The organism is Mucilaginibacter terrae, assembly GCF_031951985.1.
GTDB classification, from domain to species: domain Bacteria; phylum Bacteroidota; class Bacteroidia; order Sphingobacteriales; family Sphingobacteriaceae; genus Mucilaginibacter; species Mucilaginibacter terrae_A.
The window spans coordinates 2,352,041-2,370,698 of sequence record NZ_JAVLVU010000001.1 but is presented as its reverse complement, the minus strand read 5'-3'; the positions used below and the strand labels follow the sequence as shown (position 1 = coordinate 2,370,698).

At 43.5% G+C, this 18,658-nt stretch carries 14 protein-coding genes; 6 read left to right on the top strand and 8 right to left on the bottom strand.

Going from position 1 to position 18,658, the window contains the following annotated elements:
- The first annotated feature begins 69 nt into the window (after positions 1-69).
- On the top strand, positions 70-642 hold the full coding sequence (locus QE417_RS09870; RefSeq protein WP_311949597.1) for a hypothetical protein: 573 nt from the start codon (positions 70-72) through the stop codon (positions 640-642).
- Positions 643-699: 57 nt separating this feature from the next.
- Here the strand turns inward: QE417_RS09870 and feoB are convergent, their stop codons facing one another.
- From feoB to gcvH, 5 genes are all read right to left on the bottom strand, one after another.
- Positions 700-2,811, bottom strand: coding sequence for a ferrous iron transport protein B (gene feoB, locus QE417_RS09865; protein WP_311949596.1), 2,112 nt, complete (start codon positions 2,809-2,811; stop codon positions 700-702).
- Between the two features lie 9 nt (positions 2,812-2,820).
- Entirely contained in the window at positions 2,821-3,039 is a 219-nt protein-coding gene (locus tag QE417_RS09860; protein ID WP_311949595.1) for a FeoA family protein, read from the bottom strand.
- A gap of 80 nt (positions 3,040-3,119) precedes the next feature.
- Positions 3,120-5,948: an outer membrane beta-barrel protein gene (locus QE417_RS09855; protein WP_311949594.1), complete on the bottom strand. Its 2,829-nt coding sequence runs from the start codon at positions 5,946-5,948 to the stop codon at positions 3,120-3,122.
- A 235-nt stretch (positions 5,949-6,183) separates the two neighbouring features.
- Positions 6,184-6,573, bottom strand: a complete 390-nt coding sequence (locus QE417_RS09850; RefSeq protein ID WP_311949593.1) for a VanZ family protein — start codon at positions 6,571-6,573, stop codon at positions 6,184-6,186.
- Between the two features lie 4 nt (positions 6,574-6,577).
- On the bottom strand, positions 6,578-6,958 hold the full coding sequence (gene gcvH / locus QE417_RS09845) for a glycine cleavage system protein GcvH (protein WP_311949592.1): 381 nt from the start codon (positions 6,956-6,958) through the stop codon (positions 6,578-6,580).
- 150 nt (positions 6,959-7,108) lie between these two features.
- Here gcvH and QE417_RS09840 point away from each other — a divergent pair, with 150 nt between their 5' ends.
- The 5 genes from QE417_RS09840 to QE417_RS09820 all read left to right on the top strand — a co-directional run bounded on the left by QE417_RS09840 (position 7,109) and on the right by QE417_RS09820 (position 14,906).
- Positions 7,109-7,699: a DUF4142 domain-containing protein gene (locus QE417_RS09840; RefSeq protein ID WP_311949591.1), complete on the top strand. Its 591-nt coding sequence runs from the start codon at positions 7,109-7,111 to the stop codon at positions 7,697-7,699.
- A 114-nt stretch (positions 7,700-7,813) separates the two neighbouring features.
- Positions 7,814-10,267 carry a zinc-dependent metalloprotease gene (locus QE417_RS09835; RefSeq protein WP_311949590.1) on the top strand — a complete coding sequence of 818 codons (2,454 nt, stop codon included), beginning with the start codon at positions 7,814-7,816 and terminating at the stop codon, positions 10,265-10,267.
- Between the two features lie 491 nt (positions 10,268-10,758).
- Positions 10,759-11,775, top strand: coding sequence for a Gfo/Idh/MocA family oxidoreductase (locus QE417_RS09830; protein WP_311949589.1), 1,017 nt, complete (start codon positions 10,759-10,761; stop codon positions 11,773-11,775).
- A 17-nt stretch (positions 11,776-11,792) separates the two neighbouring features.
- Positions 11,793-12,284, top strand: coding sequence for a TlpA family protein disulfide reductase (locus QE417_RS09825; protein ID WP_311949588.1), 492 nt, complete (start codon positions 11,793-11,795; stop codon positions 12,282-12,284).
- Positions 12,285-12,407: 123 nt separating this feature from the next.
- Complete coding sequence (locus QE417_RS09820; protein WP_311949587.1) at positions 12,408-14,906, top strand: TonB-dependent receptor domain-containing protein; 2,499 nt, start codon at positions 12,408-12,410, stop codon at positions 14,904-14,906.
- A 76-nt stretch (positions 14,907-14,982) separates the two neighbouring features.
- On the opposite strand, the gene QE417_RS09815 is transcribed toward QE417_RS09820, so the two are convergent.
- The 3 genes from QE417_RS09815 to QE417_RS09805 form a co-directional block, all read right to left on the bottom strand.
- Positions 14,983-15,966, bottom strand: coding sequence for a transglutaminase family protein (locus tag QE417_RS09815; protein WP_311949586.1), 984 nt, complete (start codon positions 15,964-15,966; stop codon positions 14,983-14,985).
- Positions 15,967-15,977: 11 nt separating this feature from the next.
- Entirely contained in the window at positions 15,978-16,913 is a 936-nt protein-coding gene (locus QE417_RS09810) for an alpha-E domain-containing protein (protein ID WP_311949585.1), read from the bottom strand.
- A gap of 89 nt (positions 16,914-17,002) precedes the next feature.
- The gene (locus tag QE417_RS09805; RefSeq protein WP_311949584.1) at positions 17,003-18,451 is read right to left on the bottom strand and encodes a circularly permuted type 2 ATP-grasp protein; all 1,449 of its coding nucleotides are present in this window, start codon (positions 18,449-18,451) and stop codon (positions 17,003-17,005) included.
- Positions 18,452-18,658: the final 207 nt, after the last annotated feature.

The following is an 18,658-nucleotide window of genomic DNA, read 5'->3' as shown; positions in this document are numbered from 1 at the left end:
CTCCCCTAATAACCTAACAACTAACCAGCCTGCCTAAGGCATTTATTGAAACCTTATTAAATCTTTATTATGAAAAAAGTATTCTTTTTCGTTGCGCTTATAGTGTTATTTAGTACAGCAAAAGCTGGCAAAAAACCTATGGGCTCTTTTTTAAAATGCAAATTTGGCACAACACGGTTTTCGCAAAAAAGTGTTAGCCTTAAAATACCTTATATCGATAATTTCCAAAGCACGTCCTCTCATTATGATTCTAATGGTTCCCATTATGATGGAACCATGAATAATACCAATATGAGCTTTTCGAAAACAGATTATTTGGGTAATGTTATGGACGTAACTCTAAGTGTTAGCGGTAATACGCTCAGTTGGTCGGTTAACGTAGTTCCAGGTACTGGCGTAAACGTGGGTTTGCACCGCTTATGGATATATGATTATAACAGCGATAATTTTGATTCTTACGCTGATAGTGATTACGAGGACCCTGATGCTACAGGCTATGGCAATGTTACCTGGTCAGATTCAGGTACGATAGATCTAAGTACTGCTCCAACTACTTTAAGAGTTTCTTTTGAATATTTTAGTACAGATCCAAGTATTAACACCACAACTTATACAACAGCTACAGGAGAATTTTTCCGTTAATACAACAAATAAGGAAGTATAATTGGATAGAAGCGCCTTTACATCAAGGTGCTTTTTTTATTTCAACAATTGATACGTAATAAAACTCGCCGCATAAGCCAAAGCCGTCATATAAGCAAACTGTACGGCTGGCCAGCGCCAGTCTTTGGTTTCGCGGTAAACGGTTGCTACGGTGCTGGCACATTGCATGGCAAAGGCATAAAACATCATTAATGAGAAAGATACCGCGAGTGTAAAAGTAGGTTGGCCTGTTTCGCTGTTACGGGCAGTACCCAGTTTTTGTTTAACAGATTGTATCTCTTCCGGGTCGCCGTCTACACTGTAAATGGTGGCCATAGTGCCTACAAAAACCTCACGTGCGGCAAAAGAGGTAATAATGGCTATACCTATCTTCCAGTCGAAGCCCAGTGGCTTAATAGCCGGTTCAATAACGTGGCCTAAGTAACCGGCGTATGAGCTTTCCAGCTTTTCGGATGCTATGGCATGCTCAATTTCCGATGGCTTCATGGTTTGGCCATATTTAGGTTCGCTGTATTTCTTTTCTATCTGCTTAAAATTGTCACCCGGGCCGTATGATGCTAACACCCATAAAATAATTGATACCGCTATAATTACCTTGCCTGCCTCAATCACAAAGGTTTTGGCACGATCGTACATCGTAAGCAGTACATTGTTCCAGCGGGGCATACGGTAAACAGGCAGCTCCATAATGAAATAACCACGCTCACGGGCTTTTAAAATATGTTTCATTACCCAGGCAACTATAATGGCTGATACCAGGCTCAATACATACATTCCTGTTAAGGCTAAACCTTGCAGGTTAAATATCCACCACACATTTTTATTGGGCACTACCAGGGCTATCAATAAGGTATAAACCGGTAAACGGGCAGAACAAGCTACCAACGGCGTAACCATAATTGTAATCATACGGTCTTTCCAGTTTTCGATGGTGCGGGTACTCATAATTGAGGGTACAGCGCAGGCAAAACCGCCAATTAATGGCACTACCGATTTTCCATTCAACCCCACTTTGCGCATTACCTTATCCATCATAAAAGTAACGCGTGCCATGTAGCCGGTGTCTTCTAAAATGGCTATAAACGCAAATAATATAGCAATTTGTGGAATGAATACCAGTACACCGCTAAGCCCGGCCACAATACCATCGGCCAGTAAATCGGTTAGCGGACCGGCGGGTAAGAGGTTATGCACGCCTTGCTGCATCCATACAAAAAGTGCCTCGATCATCTCCATTGGGTATGACGACCATGCAAATATGGCCTGGAAGATGAATAGTAAAATGCCGAAAAATATCAGGAAGCCAAACACGCGGTGCGTAAGTATCTTGTCAATACGGTTGCTGGTAGTTTCTTCTTTAGCGGTCGACTCTTTTTTTACCGTGTCGTAAAGCAACTCATTAATATAGTTGTAACGGGCAATGGTTTCGGTAGCCTGTGCCTGTTGCGAGTGGAAGTTGTGTATACCTTCCAACTCTTCAATACGGCTGCTTTGCTGCTCGGTTAAAAAGGTGAGGTGTTCATGCTGGTGGGCCAGTTGCAGGGCATAGTACGGATTGTCTACCTGCATTTCCTCGCCAATGTCATCAACCAACTGCGGGGCAATGGCTTTTACGTCTATGCTTTCCTGCTGTAAAGCATAGGTATTGGCGTGCGAAACGGCTTCTTTAAGTTTATCAATACCCTCGTTTTTACGTGCTGATATGGGAACCACCGGTACGCCCAGTTTTTTCGATAAGCCGTCAACATCAATGCTTATGCCATCTTTTTTGGCCATATCCATCATGTTGAGCGCTATAATGACAGGTATTTTTAAATCGGCTACCTGGGTGTATAAAAGCAGGTTACGTTTAAGGTTGGATGCATCAAGGATAACCACGATCAAATCGGGGGCCTCGTGAACTTTATCGGCCAGTACCGAAAATACGATGGATTCATCGCGGCTTTTAGGATATAGGCTGTAGGTGCCGGGTAAGTCAATTATTTCGGCACGGCGGCCATCAGGCAGGTTACATGATCCGGTCTTTTTATCGACAGTAATACCCGGAAAGTTCCCTATTTTTTGGTTTAACCCGGTTAATAAGTTAAAAAGGGTCGATTTTCCGGTATTGGGATTTCCAACAAGTGCAACTCTGATCTCAGCCTTCAATGGTATAAATTACTGTAAAATAATGGTCGAAGCTTCCTGTTTGCGCAGGCTGAGTGTGTAGCCCGAAACGGCAACGGCAATAGGATCGCCCAGTGGGGCAACGCGCTCGAGTTTAATTTCTTCGCCCGGGAGGCATCCCATTTCCATCAGCTTTACCGACATTTCCAGGTCGGTAAACTCTTTAATGATGCCCTTTGTGCCTACTTTAAGATCCGAAAGCTTCTTCATAAATATATGCGCAAACATACTCCTTATTTAAAACAAATCCAAATAAGGTATGTGTTTGCCATTTGTAAAAAAGCAGGGGCTTAGCGCATAATGATAACGCCATTATTGCTATTGTTTCCGCCGCCTATTTTTGCCAGTTTGTAGGTAAGTTTCATGTAGAAGTACTGACCTAAAATATTGGTTTGCGTTATGGTGGTTTGCCCGGTTGATGAAAGCGAGCGTTGCAAGCCCGCATTTTGATTTAACAAATCAAACCCGTTAAGGGCCAGGGTGAGGTTTTGCCCTTTAAAAAAGTAGTGTTCAATACCGGCATTCATTAAGTAAACCGAGGTATTGGCACTTGCCGGCTGACCACGGTAAAGGCTTTGCGTTAGATCGCTGAAAATACGCCATGTTTTAGCAGGCTTTACACTGGCCGAATAATAATTGTTAAATGTGTAATACTCGCGGTTGGCTGCTTGCTGATAAGAGTTTTTAGCATTGTTATACCCAACTGATACCCTGGCCGATAATTGAAATACGTCCCTGTCCAGGCTCGAGCCAAGGTTTACACTTGGCGATATACGCAACACCGTGTTTTCGTTACCATTGATGAAGTTAACATTGCGGTTTAAGTTGCCATAAAACCCTGCATTTAATTTTAAGCCTTTAATTTTAGTTGGCTTGCCTAAATTAAAACCTGCATTAGCGCTGTAGTTGCCATCGGTATTAATAGGGCGCGATGTAGTGATGCCGGTATTGTCAAAAAAACTTTCGGTCGAAAATCCGTCCCAAATACGGCTGTAGCTACCGTAAAAGTTGAAATAATAGTTAGTTTTAGCATCGTAGGTATTGTAATTGGTATTGATGTTGAATGAACGCGACATATTCAGATCAGGGTTACCTACCCGTTTGTAAATGGTGTTTGAGGTATTGATAAATGGCTGCAGATCGGTAATCGAAGGCAATGAGGCATCTAACCGGGCACTTACCGAAAAACTGGTACCTTGTTTAGGACGGTAAGAAAAGCTGGCATTTGGCACAAAAGCCCACTCGTTACGTTTAACCGGTCCCGATGAGGAGGTGTTGAATTCGCCGTTAAGACCCAGGTTTGCCAGTTCGGCATTAATATTTAACGAGGTCTTTTCTTTAGATTGATTGATTCCTAAAGTGGATGTATAACGCCAGTTGGTATTGTTATAAGCTCCGCTGTACTGTGGCGAAACTATATCATAAAAACCAGTGGTTGCATTGTATTGCAGTGTGTTTTGGTTGGCGTTGTCATACCGGTATTGTATGCCCTGTCCAACGGCAAGGTTAATCTTATGTTTTTTGCTCAGCTGCCTAACGTGTGTAAGGGTACTATTAACGTTGCTGGCATCATCGTTTTGGTTGGTGTACAGGTTTGATAAACTATCAACCGGGGCGGTGCCCACATAGCTGGTTGACCCAAAGCGGCTGGTGTTGCGGTTGCGGTAAGGAGTGTAGCTGCCGGTAGTAAAAAAGTTGAACGAACCCTTGCCATTAGGTAACTTACGGTTAATGCCTATCTGGCCGCCAAATACCGGGGTGCGGGTTACCTGATCTAAAAACTGGTTGCCGCGGTTAATTGCTTTGTTACTATAATCAGTAGTATTAATGTTGGCTGTATTCATGCCGCCTTGGTAACCGTATGATAAGCTGGGTTTAAACCGTAGGGTGGTTAGCGTATCCATCTTATACTCGAGGTTCATATTTAGCCGGTAGCTGTTGTAGGTATTGTTACCGGTATTTAACTGGTTGGTAAGCAGGCCCTGTGCAGGGTTTTGTATATCATCGGTTTTGATCAGGTTATTTGATGATATAACCGTTACAAAATTAGCATTGAATTTGAGCTGGCTCTTGCTTCCCCAAACGTCCGAATAGTTAAGTCCCCCGCTGTGGCTGGTAATTAAACCACCGCTTACGCCCGAAAATGCGCCGTTTATATTTGCCCTACCCGCACTATTCACGTTGATAGATATACTGCCGTTAGCCGAGCCAAAAGTGTCGAATATGTTTCCGCCCGAAAAGTTGTTCAGGTCTTCCATCGTAAAGCCCGATTCGTTTACATTATTGCTCAGGAGTAAGGCCGAGATCTGCTTTTTATTATCGAAACGGTTGATGTTAAACTGGCCTAAAAACCTGTCGGTGTTGCCACCAGCAGCAGCTGCATTACCAAACCAACCCTTCTTTTTGTCGGCCTTTAGGGTAAGGTTCAATACCTTTTCACGCTGGCCATCGTCAATACCGGTGTTTTTGGTTTTCTCGGTTTTGTCGTCGATAAGTTGCACCTTATCAATGGCATCGGCAGGCAGGTTCTTCGTTGCAGCTTTTGGGTCGTTACCAAAAAACTCTTTGCCATCAACATATACTTTTGATACCTGTTGCCCCTGGGCGGTAACTTTGCCGTCTTTATCTACATCAACGCCGGGCAATTTTTTCAATAACTGCTCTACATTATCATTGGGCTGGGTTTTAAAAGATCCGGCGTTAAATTCAACTGTATCTTTCTTAATGGTTACCGGTGCTTTTTGTCCTTCTACCTGTACAGCTTTCAATGCTTTTACATCTGCTTCCATAAGCACATCGCCCAGGTTAATCGCAACATTTGTTTTAGTAAGATTAAAGGGAAGAAGTTTGGTAGTTAAACCCAATTGTTTTACTACAAGTTTGTAGCTGCCAAAAGCAATTTTGTTAAAGGTGATATTACCATCCTTATCGGTAGTTGAATTAGTTACAGTTACCGAGTCGGCTGCCCTGATTATGGCAACAGGTGCAAAATCAATAGCCTCGTGGTTTTTGGCATCAATAATATGCGCTTTAACAGTTCCGCCCGTTTGTGCAAAACCATTTAAAGCTGGTATACATAATATAAGGGTTAATAAAAAAGAGGGTAGGAGTAGCTTCATATTATACGTGAAATAAGGTAGGTAATTATAACTAATTATTTAGTTTAAAATTTGAATTTTAACAAATTTTAACTAAATAAGTACAAACACCCGCCTAAATGACGCGTCATAATATCAAGCGTTACGTAATTGGCCCGATTTATTTAAAATTTTTCCAAAATGCGGGCAACCGCAGTCTTTTTTTAATATTGCGCATGAAGATAGCGACACAAACAAAGCAAGAGCTGCAAATAACTTAATTCTTTTCATCACTTATCAGGGTTACGGTAAGTATGCTGCCAAAAGTTGCCATACCAGCGCCCACGCTGTCGGCAAATAAATCGTTCCAATCGCCGCTGCGCCAGGTGAAAACGTAAAGCTGAAGCAGTTCAATAACCGCCCCAAAGGCAATCGTAATTACCAACACTTTTACGGCATTAAGCCACCTTAAGTTACGTTGTTGCCTTATAATTCCGTAGGTGGATAATATATTAAATACAAAGAACAAGCCGCAGTGCACCAGTTTATCAAACCCGGCAAAAAACCTGGGCGATTTGCCTACTTCGCCCATGGGCATATTGCAAATTACCAAAACAAATAAAGCCCACCCGAGGGTGAGCTTTTGGTATCTTAAAAATGATCTCATTTAATTATGCGCCTACTACACCTTTGTAATCATCGGCCGAAAGTAAACCTTCAACTTCAGCAACATCAGCAAGGCTTACTTTTACCATCCAGCCATCGCCATAAGGGTCGGTGTTTACCAGCTCTGGCTGTGCGTCAAGCTTATCATTAATTTCCAATACAGTAGCAGTTGCCGGCATAAACAGGTCTGATACGGTTTTAACAGCTTCAACAGTGCCAAAAACTGCATCTTTGGCAATTTCCTGCCCTACTGTATTTATATCAATGTAAACAATGTCACCTAATTCGCGCTGGGCAAATTCGGTAATGCCAATGTAGGCTTCGTTGCCTTCAACCCTGATCCACTCGTGGTCTTTAGTGTATTTTAATTCTGCCGGAAAATTCATATCGTCTTTTTGTTGGTGCCCAAAAATAGTAAAAGCGTTTTAAGTTTAGTATAACAATGGTATAGATAAAGTTTTTGACTGAATTTTTAAAACCCAAAGGCATTAAACTTGTTGTTGGCTTTAATTAACAATTAAAATTATATCTACATTATGAAAAAAGTATGTTCAATAGCAATGCTGGCGCTGGCAGCCCTGGCATTTCAATCATGCGGCGGAGCCGGAAGTAATGACAGTAAAGAAAATGCTGACAGTGCCAACTACACTAAAGACACATCAACCAACGCCTTAGAAACCGGTGGTATTGCCGTAGTTAATGATGATGCCGAGTGGGCAGTAGCGGCAGCTAATTCAGGTATGGCCGAAGTTGAATTATCAAAATTGGCCGCAACTAAAGCTACCAACGCAAAAGTAAAAGAGTTTGCAGCTATGATGGTTAAAGACCATGGCGGTGCTAACCAAAAATTAATGGATTTGGCTAAAGCTAAAAACATTACTTTACCAACTACTGTAGGCGAAGACGAGCAAAAAACAATGGCCGATTTACAAACCAAATCGGGTGCTGATTTTGACAAAGCTTATGTTGATGTAATGGTGAAAGATCACAAAAAAGCAGTGGATCATTTTGAAAAAGCTTCAAAAGATGCTAAGGATGCAGAAATCAAAGCCTTTGCTACTGAAACTTTGCCAACTTTAAAAAGCCACTTACAGGCTATCGAAACCATTGAAAAAGGTATTAAATAATTAATAATTGTAACAATTAGGAGGGAAGCACTGAAAAGTCTTCCCTTTTTTTGTGGACATTTGGCATTGGTGAGTCGAAGTAGTATTTTTATTGAATAACTATTAACTTATTTGATGAAAAAACTTTACTCACTACTTTTATTATTAGCTGTTGCCTGGCCCGGTGCTTTTGCCCAACAAAAGGTCGACGGTATTGATGCCAAAACCCAGGGGCTTACCAAACAACAAGGCTATTTTAATACGTTTTGGGATGAAAAGACCGGCCGCCTGTTGCTCGAAATTAATAAACTGAACCAAGAGTTTTTATATGTAGAATCCCTTCCATCGGGCGTGGGTTCAAATGATTTAGGTTTAGACCGTGGCCAACTGGGCGATACCAAAGTTGTTAAATTCATTAAAAGCGGCCACAAGGTTTTCCTCATTCAACCTAATCAGGATTACCGTGCCGTAAGTAATAATGCCGATGAACGCCGCTCGGTTGAAGAAGCCTTTGCACAATCTATCATTTGGGGCTTTAAGGCCGAAGCCATAGATGGCGACCGTGTTTTAATAGATATGACCCCCTTCCTGATGCGCGACAGTCACGGTTTGGGCACCAGCCTCACCCGGTCGGGCCAAGGCGCTTATCGTGCCGATGAAACGCGCTCGGCTATATATTTGCCTAACACCAAAAGCTTTCCGTTAAATACCGAGATGGAAGCCACCATTACACTGGCTGGCAGCCCGGCAGGCCGCGAAATTGGTTCGGTTACACCCGATGCCGCTTTTGTGACCGTGCGTATGCACCACTCCTTCATCCAACTGCCCGATAATCAATATAAGCCACGGGTGTTCGATCCGCGTTCGGGATTTTTTAGTACCGATTACATGGATTTTGCTACGCCAATAGATCAACCTATTGTAAAGCGCTTTATAAACCGTCATCGTCTTGAGAAAAAAGACCCTAAAGCGGCGGTGAGCGAAGCGGTTGAACCCATTGTATACTATGTTGATCGTGGTGCGCCCGAGCCTGTGCGTAGCGCATTAATTGAAGGTGCATCCTGGTGGAACCAGGCTTTTGAGGCAGCCGGTTACAAAAATGCCTTCCAGGTTAAAGTACTGCCCGATGATGCCGACCCTATGGACATCCGTTATAATATGATCCAGTGGGTACATCGCTCAACCAGGGGCTGGTCTTACGGTTCATCGGTTACTGATCCGCGTACCGGCGAAATTATCAAAGGACAGGTTTCCTTAGGTTCCCTGCGCGATAGGCAGGACTTTTTAATAGCCGAAGGGCTGGTACAGCCTTATGAAGATGGCAAGCCGGTGAGCGATAAGATGTTGAAATTGGCTATTGCCCGTTTGCGTCAACTGGCCGCACACGAGGTTGGGCATACTTTGGGGTTGTACCATAATTACGTTGCCAGTACCAATAAACGTGCCTCTGTTATGGATTACCCGCCGCCAACTGTTACGTTAAAAGCTGATGGAACTATTGACCTGAGCGATGCCTACACCGCCGAAATTGGCAGCTGGGATAAACGTGCTATTATTTACGGTTACACCGATTTTGCCGCGGGAACCGACGAAGCCAAAGCGCTTAAAAATATCCTGACCGAAACCCTTAAGCAAGGCGAGGTATTTATTGCCGATGCTGATTCGCGCCCGGCTGGTAGCGCCCACCCTAAAGCCCACCTGTGGGATAGTGGTGTAGATGCCGCCGATGAGCTTAACCGTTTAATGGTACTACGCAAACGTGTAATAAGTACGTTTTCTGAAAAAAGCATTCATGAAAACGCACCTATGGCCACCATTGAAGAGGTGCTGGTACCCATGTACCTCATTCATCGTTACCAGGTTGAGGCGGCATCAAAAGTGTTGGGCGGATTGTATTATACCTATGCTGTTAAAAACGACGGACAAACCATAACCCGCATGGTGCCTGCCGCCCAGCAATGGAAAGCCTTTGATGCATTAATAGGAACCATTACCCCCGATGCGCTGGCCTTACCCGAAACCTTGATTGCTAAAATACCGCCGCGTCCGGTTGGTTATCCGCGCACGCGCGAACTGTTTAAATCGCGCACCGGTTTAACGTTCGACCCCATTGGTGCTGCCGAATCAGCTGCAAGCACAACTTTGTCATTTATGCTGCAACCGCAAAGGGCAGCAAGGCTGGTGGAATATCAATCGCGTGATAATACCCAGCCCGGTTTAATTGCCGTATTAGATAAGCTGATTGCCCAAACCTGGAAAGCACCACAAGCTGTAGGCTATAAAGGCGAACTGCAGCGCATGGTAAACAACCTTACCTTAAAGCAACTGCTAACACTTGCCGCTACTACCCAGGCACCCGAAAACGTGCGCAGTATTGCTTTACTAAAAATAGATGAGTTGAAAAAATGGATGTACAATGCTTCCCTAACAGCCGGAGCTATGAACAAGGCTAACTTGTTATACGGCCTGTCGCAAATAAAACAATTTGAAAACGATCCGGATAAATTTCAACCGGCCAAATCATTAGATATGCCCGATGGCTCGCCTATTGGTATGGGTGATGAGTTGGAATGTGGGGTAGGAAGATAAACAGCCCCTCCCAACCCTTCCCGGGATGGAAGGCTTAAAAAATAACGTCATTGCGAGGGACGAAGCAATCTCTGCGGAGGTGTTTCGGCCTCGCAATGTTGTTTAAATAGGTGGTTAGCCTATCGCTCATCTACCGCTTCTGAGCCGCGGAGGCTCTTTGTTCTTTCCTTGATGAAAGAACCAAAATCAAGTCACCTCCCTAAGCTTCGTTGTCGCACAAACCCCTCGCTGCAAAGCCGGGCAGCACCACGGGCTGCTTAGCTTTTGCCCTACTTCGTTCCCGCTTACCCCGCGCTTCAGCAAAATCTAAAAGGCCCCTTCCCGCACATAGGCCGTCGTGTGCTGCCCCGCTTTCGCCCCGAAGCTGGGAGACGACAAAAACTTCTTATCTAAGGGTTAGCGGTGTAGTAATCTCTGCGGAGATCCTTCAGCCTCGCAATGCTTGTTTTATCAAGTTTTTATCTCCTCAACTAAAACTGTATACTTGCATTATGTCATCACCTATTGTAACCGGAATATTGTCGTTTGGCATGTCGGGCCGTATTTTTCACGCACCTTTTGTACACGCGCATCCGGGCTTTCAATTTAAAGCCGTGGTTGAGCGCAGTAAGAAAAATGTTAAGGAATATTACCCTGATGTAATAAGTTATGATAGCGTAGATGAAATACTCAATGATGAAGAAATTCAACTCATTATTGTAAATACGCCTAACCAGTTGCATTATGAGCAAGCTAAACAAGCCTTATTAGCCGGTAAACATGTATTGGTAGAAAAACCGGTTACGGCCACATCGGCACAATTGCTGGAGCTGTATGATATTGCTAAGAAAAAAGGATTGCACATACTGGTTTATCAAAATCGCCGCTGGGACAGCGATTTCCTCTCGGTAAAAGAGGTAATTGAGAGTGGCCGTTTAGGCGAATTGATAGAAGTGAATTTTAGGTTTGACAGGTATAAACCTATGTTAAGCCCTAAAGCTTTTAAAGAAACCGTGTGCACCGAAGCCAGCGGATTGGTGTATGATTTAGGGCCGCATTTGTTAGATCAGGTAATTAGTTTGTTTGGAAAACCACTAACCGTAACTAAGTTTACCGCCTCGCACCGCGAAGGGTCGGAGGTGGTTGATTACTTTTCGTTTCGCTTAACTTACCCGCATCAGTTGGTGGTAAACGTAACATCGGGACTATTAATAGCGCAGCCCGTGCCTTCCTTTATTGTGCATGGCACTGCCGGGAGCTTTATAAAAGATAGGGTAGATGTGCAGGAAGCCCAGTTAGACAAAGCCATTAAACCCACAGATGAGGGTTACGGTGTAGAGCCCGAAGGCAGCGAAGGCATACTCACAAATATGAGGCTTGATAACGAAAAGACTGTTGAAAAAATATCTTCGCATAAAGGTAATTATCTAAATTTGTTCGAGGCGGTATATCAAACATTGGCCAACGGTGCATTGTACCCTATAACTGATGAACATATTGCCTGGCAGTTAGAGTTACTGGAATTATAAAAATGAGCCTACATCAAATGAAAAGAATACTTTTTTTGCTGACCCTAGTTATAGCAACTGCCTGTACTCAGGCTCAAAATAAAAGCAACAGCAAAATCGACAAAATACCAACGTACAAAATATTAACTGCCGATAGTAATTACCGTACCCAGGCCAATTTGAAAAAAGGCCAGCCAGTTATGATTATCTATTTTTCGCCGGATTGTAGCCATTGCCAGCAATTAATGTACGATATGAAAGAACAGATGAAGGATTTTTCGAACATCCAGATCGTGATGATAACCGATGCTATGTACAAACTGGTAAAAGGCTTTCACCGCGATTTTGGTTTATCGGCTTATAAAAATTTAACCGTAGGTACCGAGGAAAATTCCTACGCCATTATTAACTATTACAATGTTAAAATGACGCCGTACATAGCTATTTATAACCATAGCGGCAAGCTGGTTAAAGCTTATGATAAAGTGCCTAAAATGAAAGAACTGGCCGCAACAGTTAAAAAGGCCTGACCCAAAGTTTTTTAAACAGTTAAAATATTGGTAATAAAAAAATTACCATAACTATCCGCTTAGTTAGCAATAAAGTTACAAGCCTTATTACAGCGGTAAAATTAAAAAGGGGATTTTTGCCGGATGAATTTCCGGGTTATACAACACACACTTTTAATTTTACTTACTTTTTTCACTATAAACGCAGCAGCGCAAACGGGCGGTACCGTAACCGGCAAGCTGGTTGACGGCAATACCGGCCAGCCACTTGATTTTGCCAGCGTAAGCGTTACAAACAAAGCCGATAATACCACTAAAGGCATCCAAACCGATTTAAACGGAAATTTTAAAATTGACGGACTTAAAGATGGTGCCTATACTTTTAAGGCTACTTTTTTAGGCTATCTTACCCTTACACAAGAGGGTATACAAATCTCTCCCTCAAATAAAACGGTACAACTTGGTTTGGTAAAAATTAAGCCTGCCAAAGGTGTGCTTAAAGAGGTGGTTGTAACCGGCCAACGCAGCCAGATCAAGCTCAGCACCGATAAAAAAGTATTCAGCGTTGATCAAAGTTTGGTTAGCCAGGGCGGCTCGGCAACCGATTTGTTAACCAACGTACCCTCGGTACAGGTTGACGTAGAAGGTAACGTGGCCTTGCGTGGTTCAAATAATGTACGCGTGCTGGTAAACGGTAAACCATCTGCCATATCGGGCGGTAGCGTGGCCGACATTCTGCAATCTATTCCGGCCAGTGCTATCGAAAACATTGAGGTCATTACCAACCCATCATCAAAATACGATGCCGAGGGACAATCGGGCATCATCAATATCATATTAAAACGTAATGCGCAGATAGGCTTCAATGGCTCGGTAGCCGGTACAGTGGGCAATCAAAAAACGCAGAATGCGAGCTTGAACCTTGCTTATCAAACTTCAAAAGTTAATTTGTTTGGTAATTACAGCTACCGCAAGGCCAACCGTATTGGCAACGGCTATACTAACCGTACCACTTACCCGGGTACGGCCAATGCTATTTTTCAAAACCAGGAATCAGACCAAACTTTTAAATTCAACTCACATAACATCCGTACCGGTATCGATATTAACCTTGATCCTAAAACGGTATTGACATTATCAGACAATATTAACATCCGCGACCGCGACCGTTTTCAAAATGGAGGTACAGGCATCACCACTAAAAATGCACTTACCCAAAGGCTTACCCAAAACAACTTCTCCGGCAACTCGGGTAATAACATTGACTTGAATGCCGATTTTAGCCATAAATACAAACAACAAGGCCAGGAGCTTACTGCTAACGTAGGCTATTCAACACAAAAAGAAGACGGCGACGAAAATCTGTACACGCTGTATAATTTCTATTCATCGGCTCGTGCTGATAGTGCTTTTAAGCAAAATAACTACACCACTGGCCGCCAGCGTAACCTGAACTTTCAGGCCGATTATACCATGCCTTTAGGCAAAGAAAGTAAACTGGAAGCCGGTTACCGCAGCACCTTTAATCGTAATGATAATGATTACCGCGCTTTTGCTTTAGTTAATAAAACGCAAGACCAGTTTTTATTCGATCCTACACGCTCAAACCACTTAATTTATAACGAGCAGGTTCATGCTATATATACCAACTACCAGCGCCAGTTTGGCAAGTTTGGTGTGCAGGCCGGCGTACGTTTAGAGGATGCGCACATCCGCAGCCGTTTGGTAGGTACCACCGATGAGTTTAAGCAGGATTATTTCAGGGTTTATCCAAGCATATTTTTAAGCGATAAGCTTACCGAAAATCAAACCTTGCAATTGAGCTATACCCGTCGTGTTAGCCGCCCGCGCGACAGACAAATTAACCCGTTTCTTGACCGTAGCGACCCATTGAACTACCAGCAGGGTAATCCTAACTTAAGGCCTGAAGATACACACGCCTTTGAGTTAAGTTACATGAACTACTGGAATGCATTGACCTTAACTTCATCGGTTTATTACCGTTATACCAACCAAAATATTCAGCAGGTGCGTTTGCCGCTCGATTCGGTACGTACCATAACCCGGTTTGATAACATTAACAGCGCGGCCAATGCTGGTTATGAGTTAATTGCCAAACTAACGGCATCCTCAAAGTTAGATTTAACCGGTAACGTAAACGTGTATTACCGCAACATTAAAGGCGACCCTGCATTGTTTGTTCAGTCAACATCGGGCTATGCTTTTAATGGTAACTTAACCGCCAACATTAAGCCTGTTAAAAAATTAGGTATACAAGTACGCGGCGATTACCAGGGCAAGCAGGTTATAGCGCAAGGTTACAGCAAAGCTATGTATGGTTTAGATGGTGGCGTACGCTATGATATTACCAAAGCGCTGAACATTAGCGGTAACGTGCGCGATGTATTCAATACCCGTAAATTCGGCTCTATTATTAATAATACCTCGGTAACTATTCCTTACACTTCCGAGTCTTACCGCAGGTTCTCATTCCGTACCATCTCATTCACCCTGTCATACCGTTTTGGCGGCGGCGGTACTGAACAGAAGAAGAAAAAGAACCAGGACCAGGACAATGGTGGTGGCAGCCCGGATGATATGGGCGGTGGCGGCATGGGCGGCGGCCCCCTCCGTAGCAACTAAAAAATATGAGTAAACAAAAAACGGCCTTCATAATTATGTTGGCCGTTTTTTTATTGATATTGTTTTAGAGAGAGTGCTATTGCTGCTGCTGTTGTTGCTGCATCAGCATAATTTCCTGGTAGCGGCGGTAACTGTTGGTGGTAAAGGGTTCCGCTTCGGTAGCTTGTATGAAACTGTCGGCTGCAATAGGGTCTTCGGGTTGGGCCATTGCCTGGTTGCGGTACTCAACGCTTACTTTAACCTCCAGCATATGCCCCGAGTTACCTTTGTAAACACCTTTAACCGGTGAACAATCTGAAAAGTTGCGCCCCACAGCCAGTCTTACGTGCCTTTCATTGGCCACACAGTTATTAGTCGGGTCTATGCCTATCCAGCCGTAATCGGGGATGTAAACTTCGGCCCAGGCATGTGTTGCACCTTCGCCGCGCATGCCGTTGTGATTAGGGCATATATAGCCGCTTACATAACGCGCAGGTATTTTAAGCAGGCGTAGTATTTGTATAAGCAGGTGGGCAAAATCCTGGCAAACACCGGCTTTTAGTTTCCATACCTCATCAAGGGTGCTTTCAACTGTGGTTACACCAGGCACGTAATCAAAGTTATTGTAAATATATTCGGTAAAGCGCAGCGCGGTTTGGTAGGGCGTTTCGCCTTCCTGTTTTTGTTGCTCAATACTGTTAATAAGCTCGGGCAGTGCTTCAAAATATTCCGGTTTCAGGAAATCAATATAAGGCACAATGTATTGCAATGAATTAAGCTTTTGCCATTGCTCTTGAGCCGGAGATGTATCGGGTGGCAGTTCTTTAGGGTGGGTAACCACCAGTACCTCTGAATTGATAACCAGGCGGCTGTGTTTTTCAAGATAAGTAAAGCTGCCCACCTCGTTACCATAGTAATCGGTATGGGTATCAACTGTGGGATTACCGGTAATGGTTAGGTCGTGTTTTAATACTTCCTGGGCCACATCGGTTAGCGGAAACAAAATGATCTGGTTGGCGCTGTCGCGCACTATACCCTCATAGGTGTAACGGGTAATATGCTGTATTTTAAATTCAGGCATGGCTTGAGGGATTAATAGTTTGCAAAATAACGCTCGTTCATGGAGGTGCCTATGGCAAACAAGTCTTGCCGTATTTGCGTCAAAAATTGATGCAGGCCCACCTGCCTTATGCTTTGCGCCGAACTGTATTGAATAAAGCTTTGCAGTTTGCCGATCTGAAATGCAATGTCACGATGGTTGGTTACATGGCTTTCGGTTTTAAGGCGTTCGTAATAGCGGTGAATGTTGTTTGCCCCATATATTACCGAACGTGGAAAATCTGTGTTCAGAATAACAAGTTCCATTACGTTTTGAGCTTCAATGCCATCGCGGTAGGTTTTTAAGTAAAGTTCATAACCGCCTATGGATTGTAAGAGATGTTTCCAGTAAGTAATGTCGGTAAGCAAATCGGGGTTGGCGTTGATCGAACCAAATTTTACATCCAGTATATCAACAGCCTGTATGCTGCGCTCTAAAAATTTGCCAATGTTCATAAAACTCCGGCCCTGACCACGTTCCATGCTAACCTCGGCGGTACCGTAGTACAACATAATTTGCTTAATAAGTACATCAAGCGTACTAATGGGGTCATCGTCCATTAAACGCTGGTTGATGGATGGATCTTTAATGGTATGATAGTACTCGTTAAGGCATTGCCATAAATCGCGGGTGATGTGCTCCTGAACACTGCGGGCATTTTCGCGTGCCAGCGTAATCATATTTAAAATTGAGTTCGGATTGTTTCGCCCGCTTACCATGTATGATAGCACTGCCCGGCTATCATTGTGCAACTCGGCACTAAGGCCATCATTAACGCCCGAATATATTCGTATAACCGGCTCCCAGGTAAACTCGCGCACGGCATCTTGAGACGATGCATAGTTGATCTTCAACATCCTCAAAATACCGTCACTCCGCTCAATGTACCGGCTCATCCAGTAAAAACTTGCTGCTACTCTACTTAACATATGCCCCCTAACCCCCTAAAGGGGGGATTTTTTCAATATTTATAAATTAATTATCCTAACTCTGCTCCCCATTTAGGGGGCCGGGGGGGTTAAACCAGTACCCAGGTATCTTTACTACCCCCGCCTTGCGAACTGTTTACCACCAGCGAGCCTTCTTTTAATGCCACACGGGTTAATCCGCCAGGCACGATCTCAATACCATCTGGGCCGCAAAGTGCGTAAGGCCTTAAATCAATTCGGCGCGGCTGTAACATGCCTTGTATATAACACGGCGCTGCCGAAAGGCTGATGGTTGGCTGGGCAATAAAGTTGCGCGGCTCTTTCAGTATTTCTTTTTTATAGTCTTCTATTTCTTTTTCATCGGCGGCATGCCCCATTAGCATACCATAGCCACCACTTCCGTTGGTTTGTTTTACTACCATGGTGTTGATGTTGGAAAAAGTAAACTCGCGCTCATCATCATTACGTAATTGGTACGTGGGCACGTTTTTGAGGATAGGCTCTTCATTAAGGTAATACTTGATCATGTCGGGCACATAGCTGTAAATGGCCTTATCATCGGCCACGCCGTTGCCTATGGCATTTACAATGGCAACGTTGCCTTTACGGTAAGCACTCATTAAACCGGCTACGCCTAAAACACTGGTAGGGTTAAATACGAGCGGATCGAGAAAATCATCGTCAACCCGGCGGTAAATTACATCAACCTGTTGCAGGCCGGTAGTAGTTTTCATGTAAACCTTGTGGTTATGCACTACTAAATCGCGCCCTTCAACCAGTTCAACACCCATTAAGCGGGCAAGGGTTGTATGCTCAAAGTAGGCCGAATTGTAAATACCGGGGCTTAACAATACCACCGTTGGGTTACTAATTCGCCTTGGCGATAAGGCCATGAGGTTTTTATACAGAATAGTTGGATACTCGGTAACACTGCGCACGTTGCACTGGGGCAATAGATCGGGGAAGAGGCGCTTGGTAATTTCACGATTCTCCAGCATGTAGCTCACGCCCGAGGGAGTACGCAGATTGTCTTCGAGTACAAAGAAATCGCCCTTTTCGTCGCGTATAAGGTCGATGCCGGCAATGTGCACATATATATCATAAGGCACATTGAGTTTATACATATCGCGCAAAAAATGTGGGCACGAGTAAATTACATCTATCGGAACAATACCATCCTTAATGATGAACTGGTTGTGATATACGTCCTTTAAAAACAGGTTGAGCGCTGTAAGCCGCTGCTTAATACCCTTTTCAACCAGGTTCCACTCCGGGCCGGTAATAATGCGTGGAATAATATCGAAAGGGAAGATCTTTTCGATACCCTCGCCGCTATTATAAACCGTAAAAGTGATACCCTGGGTCATGAATAGCCTGCGGGCAAGCTCTTCTTTTTTATTAAGATTATCGGTTGACTCGTTAGAAAGGTAAGAAATTACCTTTTGATAATGCTCACGTATGGTCGAATTGTCTCTATACATCTCGTCCCACACGCCACTTATGGCGTTATAATCATTAAAATGCGCCGAATTGTACATAAACAGTTTGAAATTGTATTTTTAAATTAAATGGTTTAAATCAGTTTGGGTAATTTAGTAACAGTTTTTTGAATATTGGAATAAAAAAATAATATTTTTTATAAAAGAGGTAAGAATTTATAAAATTATTTATTAATTTTATACTATCGCTATGTAAATAGTGTATTAACTGACCTTCTAAAGAAACACAATATTGACTTTTTTAAG

Excerpts from the sequence above, each read along its gene's own strand:
- QE417_RS09805 (WP_311949584.1), bottom strand. The coding sequence starts at position 18,451 with ATGTACAATTCGGCGCATTTTAATGATTATAACGCCATAAGTGGCGTG.
- QE417_RS09840 (WP_311949591.1), top strand. The coding sequence starts at position 7,109 with ATGAAAAAAGTATGTTCAATAGCAATGCTGGCGCTGGCAGCCCTGGCA.
- QE417_RS09830 (WP_311949589.1), top strand. The coding sequence starts at position 10,759 with ATGTCATCACCTATTGTAACCGGAATATTGTCGTTTGGCATGTCGGGC.
- QE417_RS09810 (WP_311949585.1), bottom strand. The coding sequence starts at position 16,913 with ATGTTAAGTAGAGTAGCAGCAAGTTTTTACTGGATGAGCCGGTACATT.
- QE417_RS09815 (WP_311949586.1), bottom strand. The coding sequence starts at position 15,966 with ATGCCTGAATTTAAAATACAGCATATTACCCGTTACACCTATGAGGGT.
- gcvH (WP_311949592.1), bottom strand. The coding sequence starts at position 6,958 with ATGAATTTTCCGGCAGAATTAAAATACACTAAAGACCACGAGTGGATC.
- QE417_RS09870 (WP_311949597.1), top strand. The coding sequence starts at position 70 with ATGAAAAAAGTATTCTTTTTCGTTGCGCTTATAGTGTTATTTAGTACA.
- QE417_RS09855 (WP_311949594.1), bottom strand. The coding sequence starts at position 5,948 with ATGAAGCTACTCCTACCCTCTTTTTTATTAACCCTTATATTATGTATA.
- QE417_RS09835 (WP_311949590.1), top strand. The coding sequence starts at position 7,814 with ATGAAAAAACTTTACTCACTACTTTTATTATTAGCTGTTGCCTGGCCC.
- QE417_RS09850 (WP_311949593.1), bottom strand. The coding sequence starts at position 6,573 with ATGAGATCATTTTTAAGATACCAAAAGCTCACCCTCGGGTGGGCTTTA.
- QE417_RS09860 (WP_311949595.1), bottom strand. The coding sequence starts at position 3,039 with ATGAAGAAGCTTTCGGATCTTAAAGTAGGCACAAAGGGCATCATTAAA.
- QE417_RS09825 (WP_311949588.1), top strand. The coding sequence starts at position 11,793 with ATGAAAAGAATACTTTTTTTGCTGACCCTAGTTATAGCAACTGCCTGT.
- QE417_RS09820 (WP_311949587.1), top strand. The coding sequence starts at position 12,408 with ATGAATTTCCGGGTTATACAACACACACTTTTAATTTTACTTACTTTT.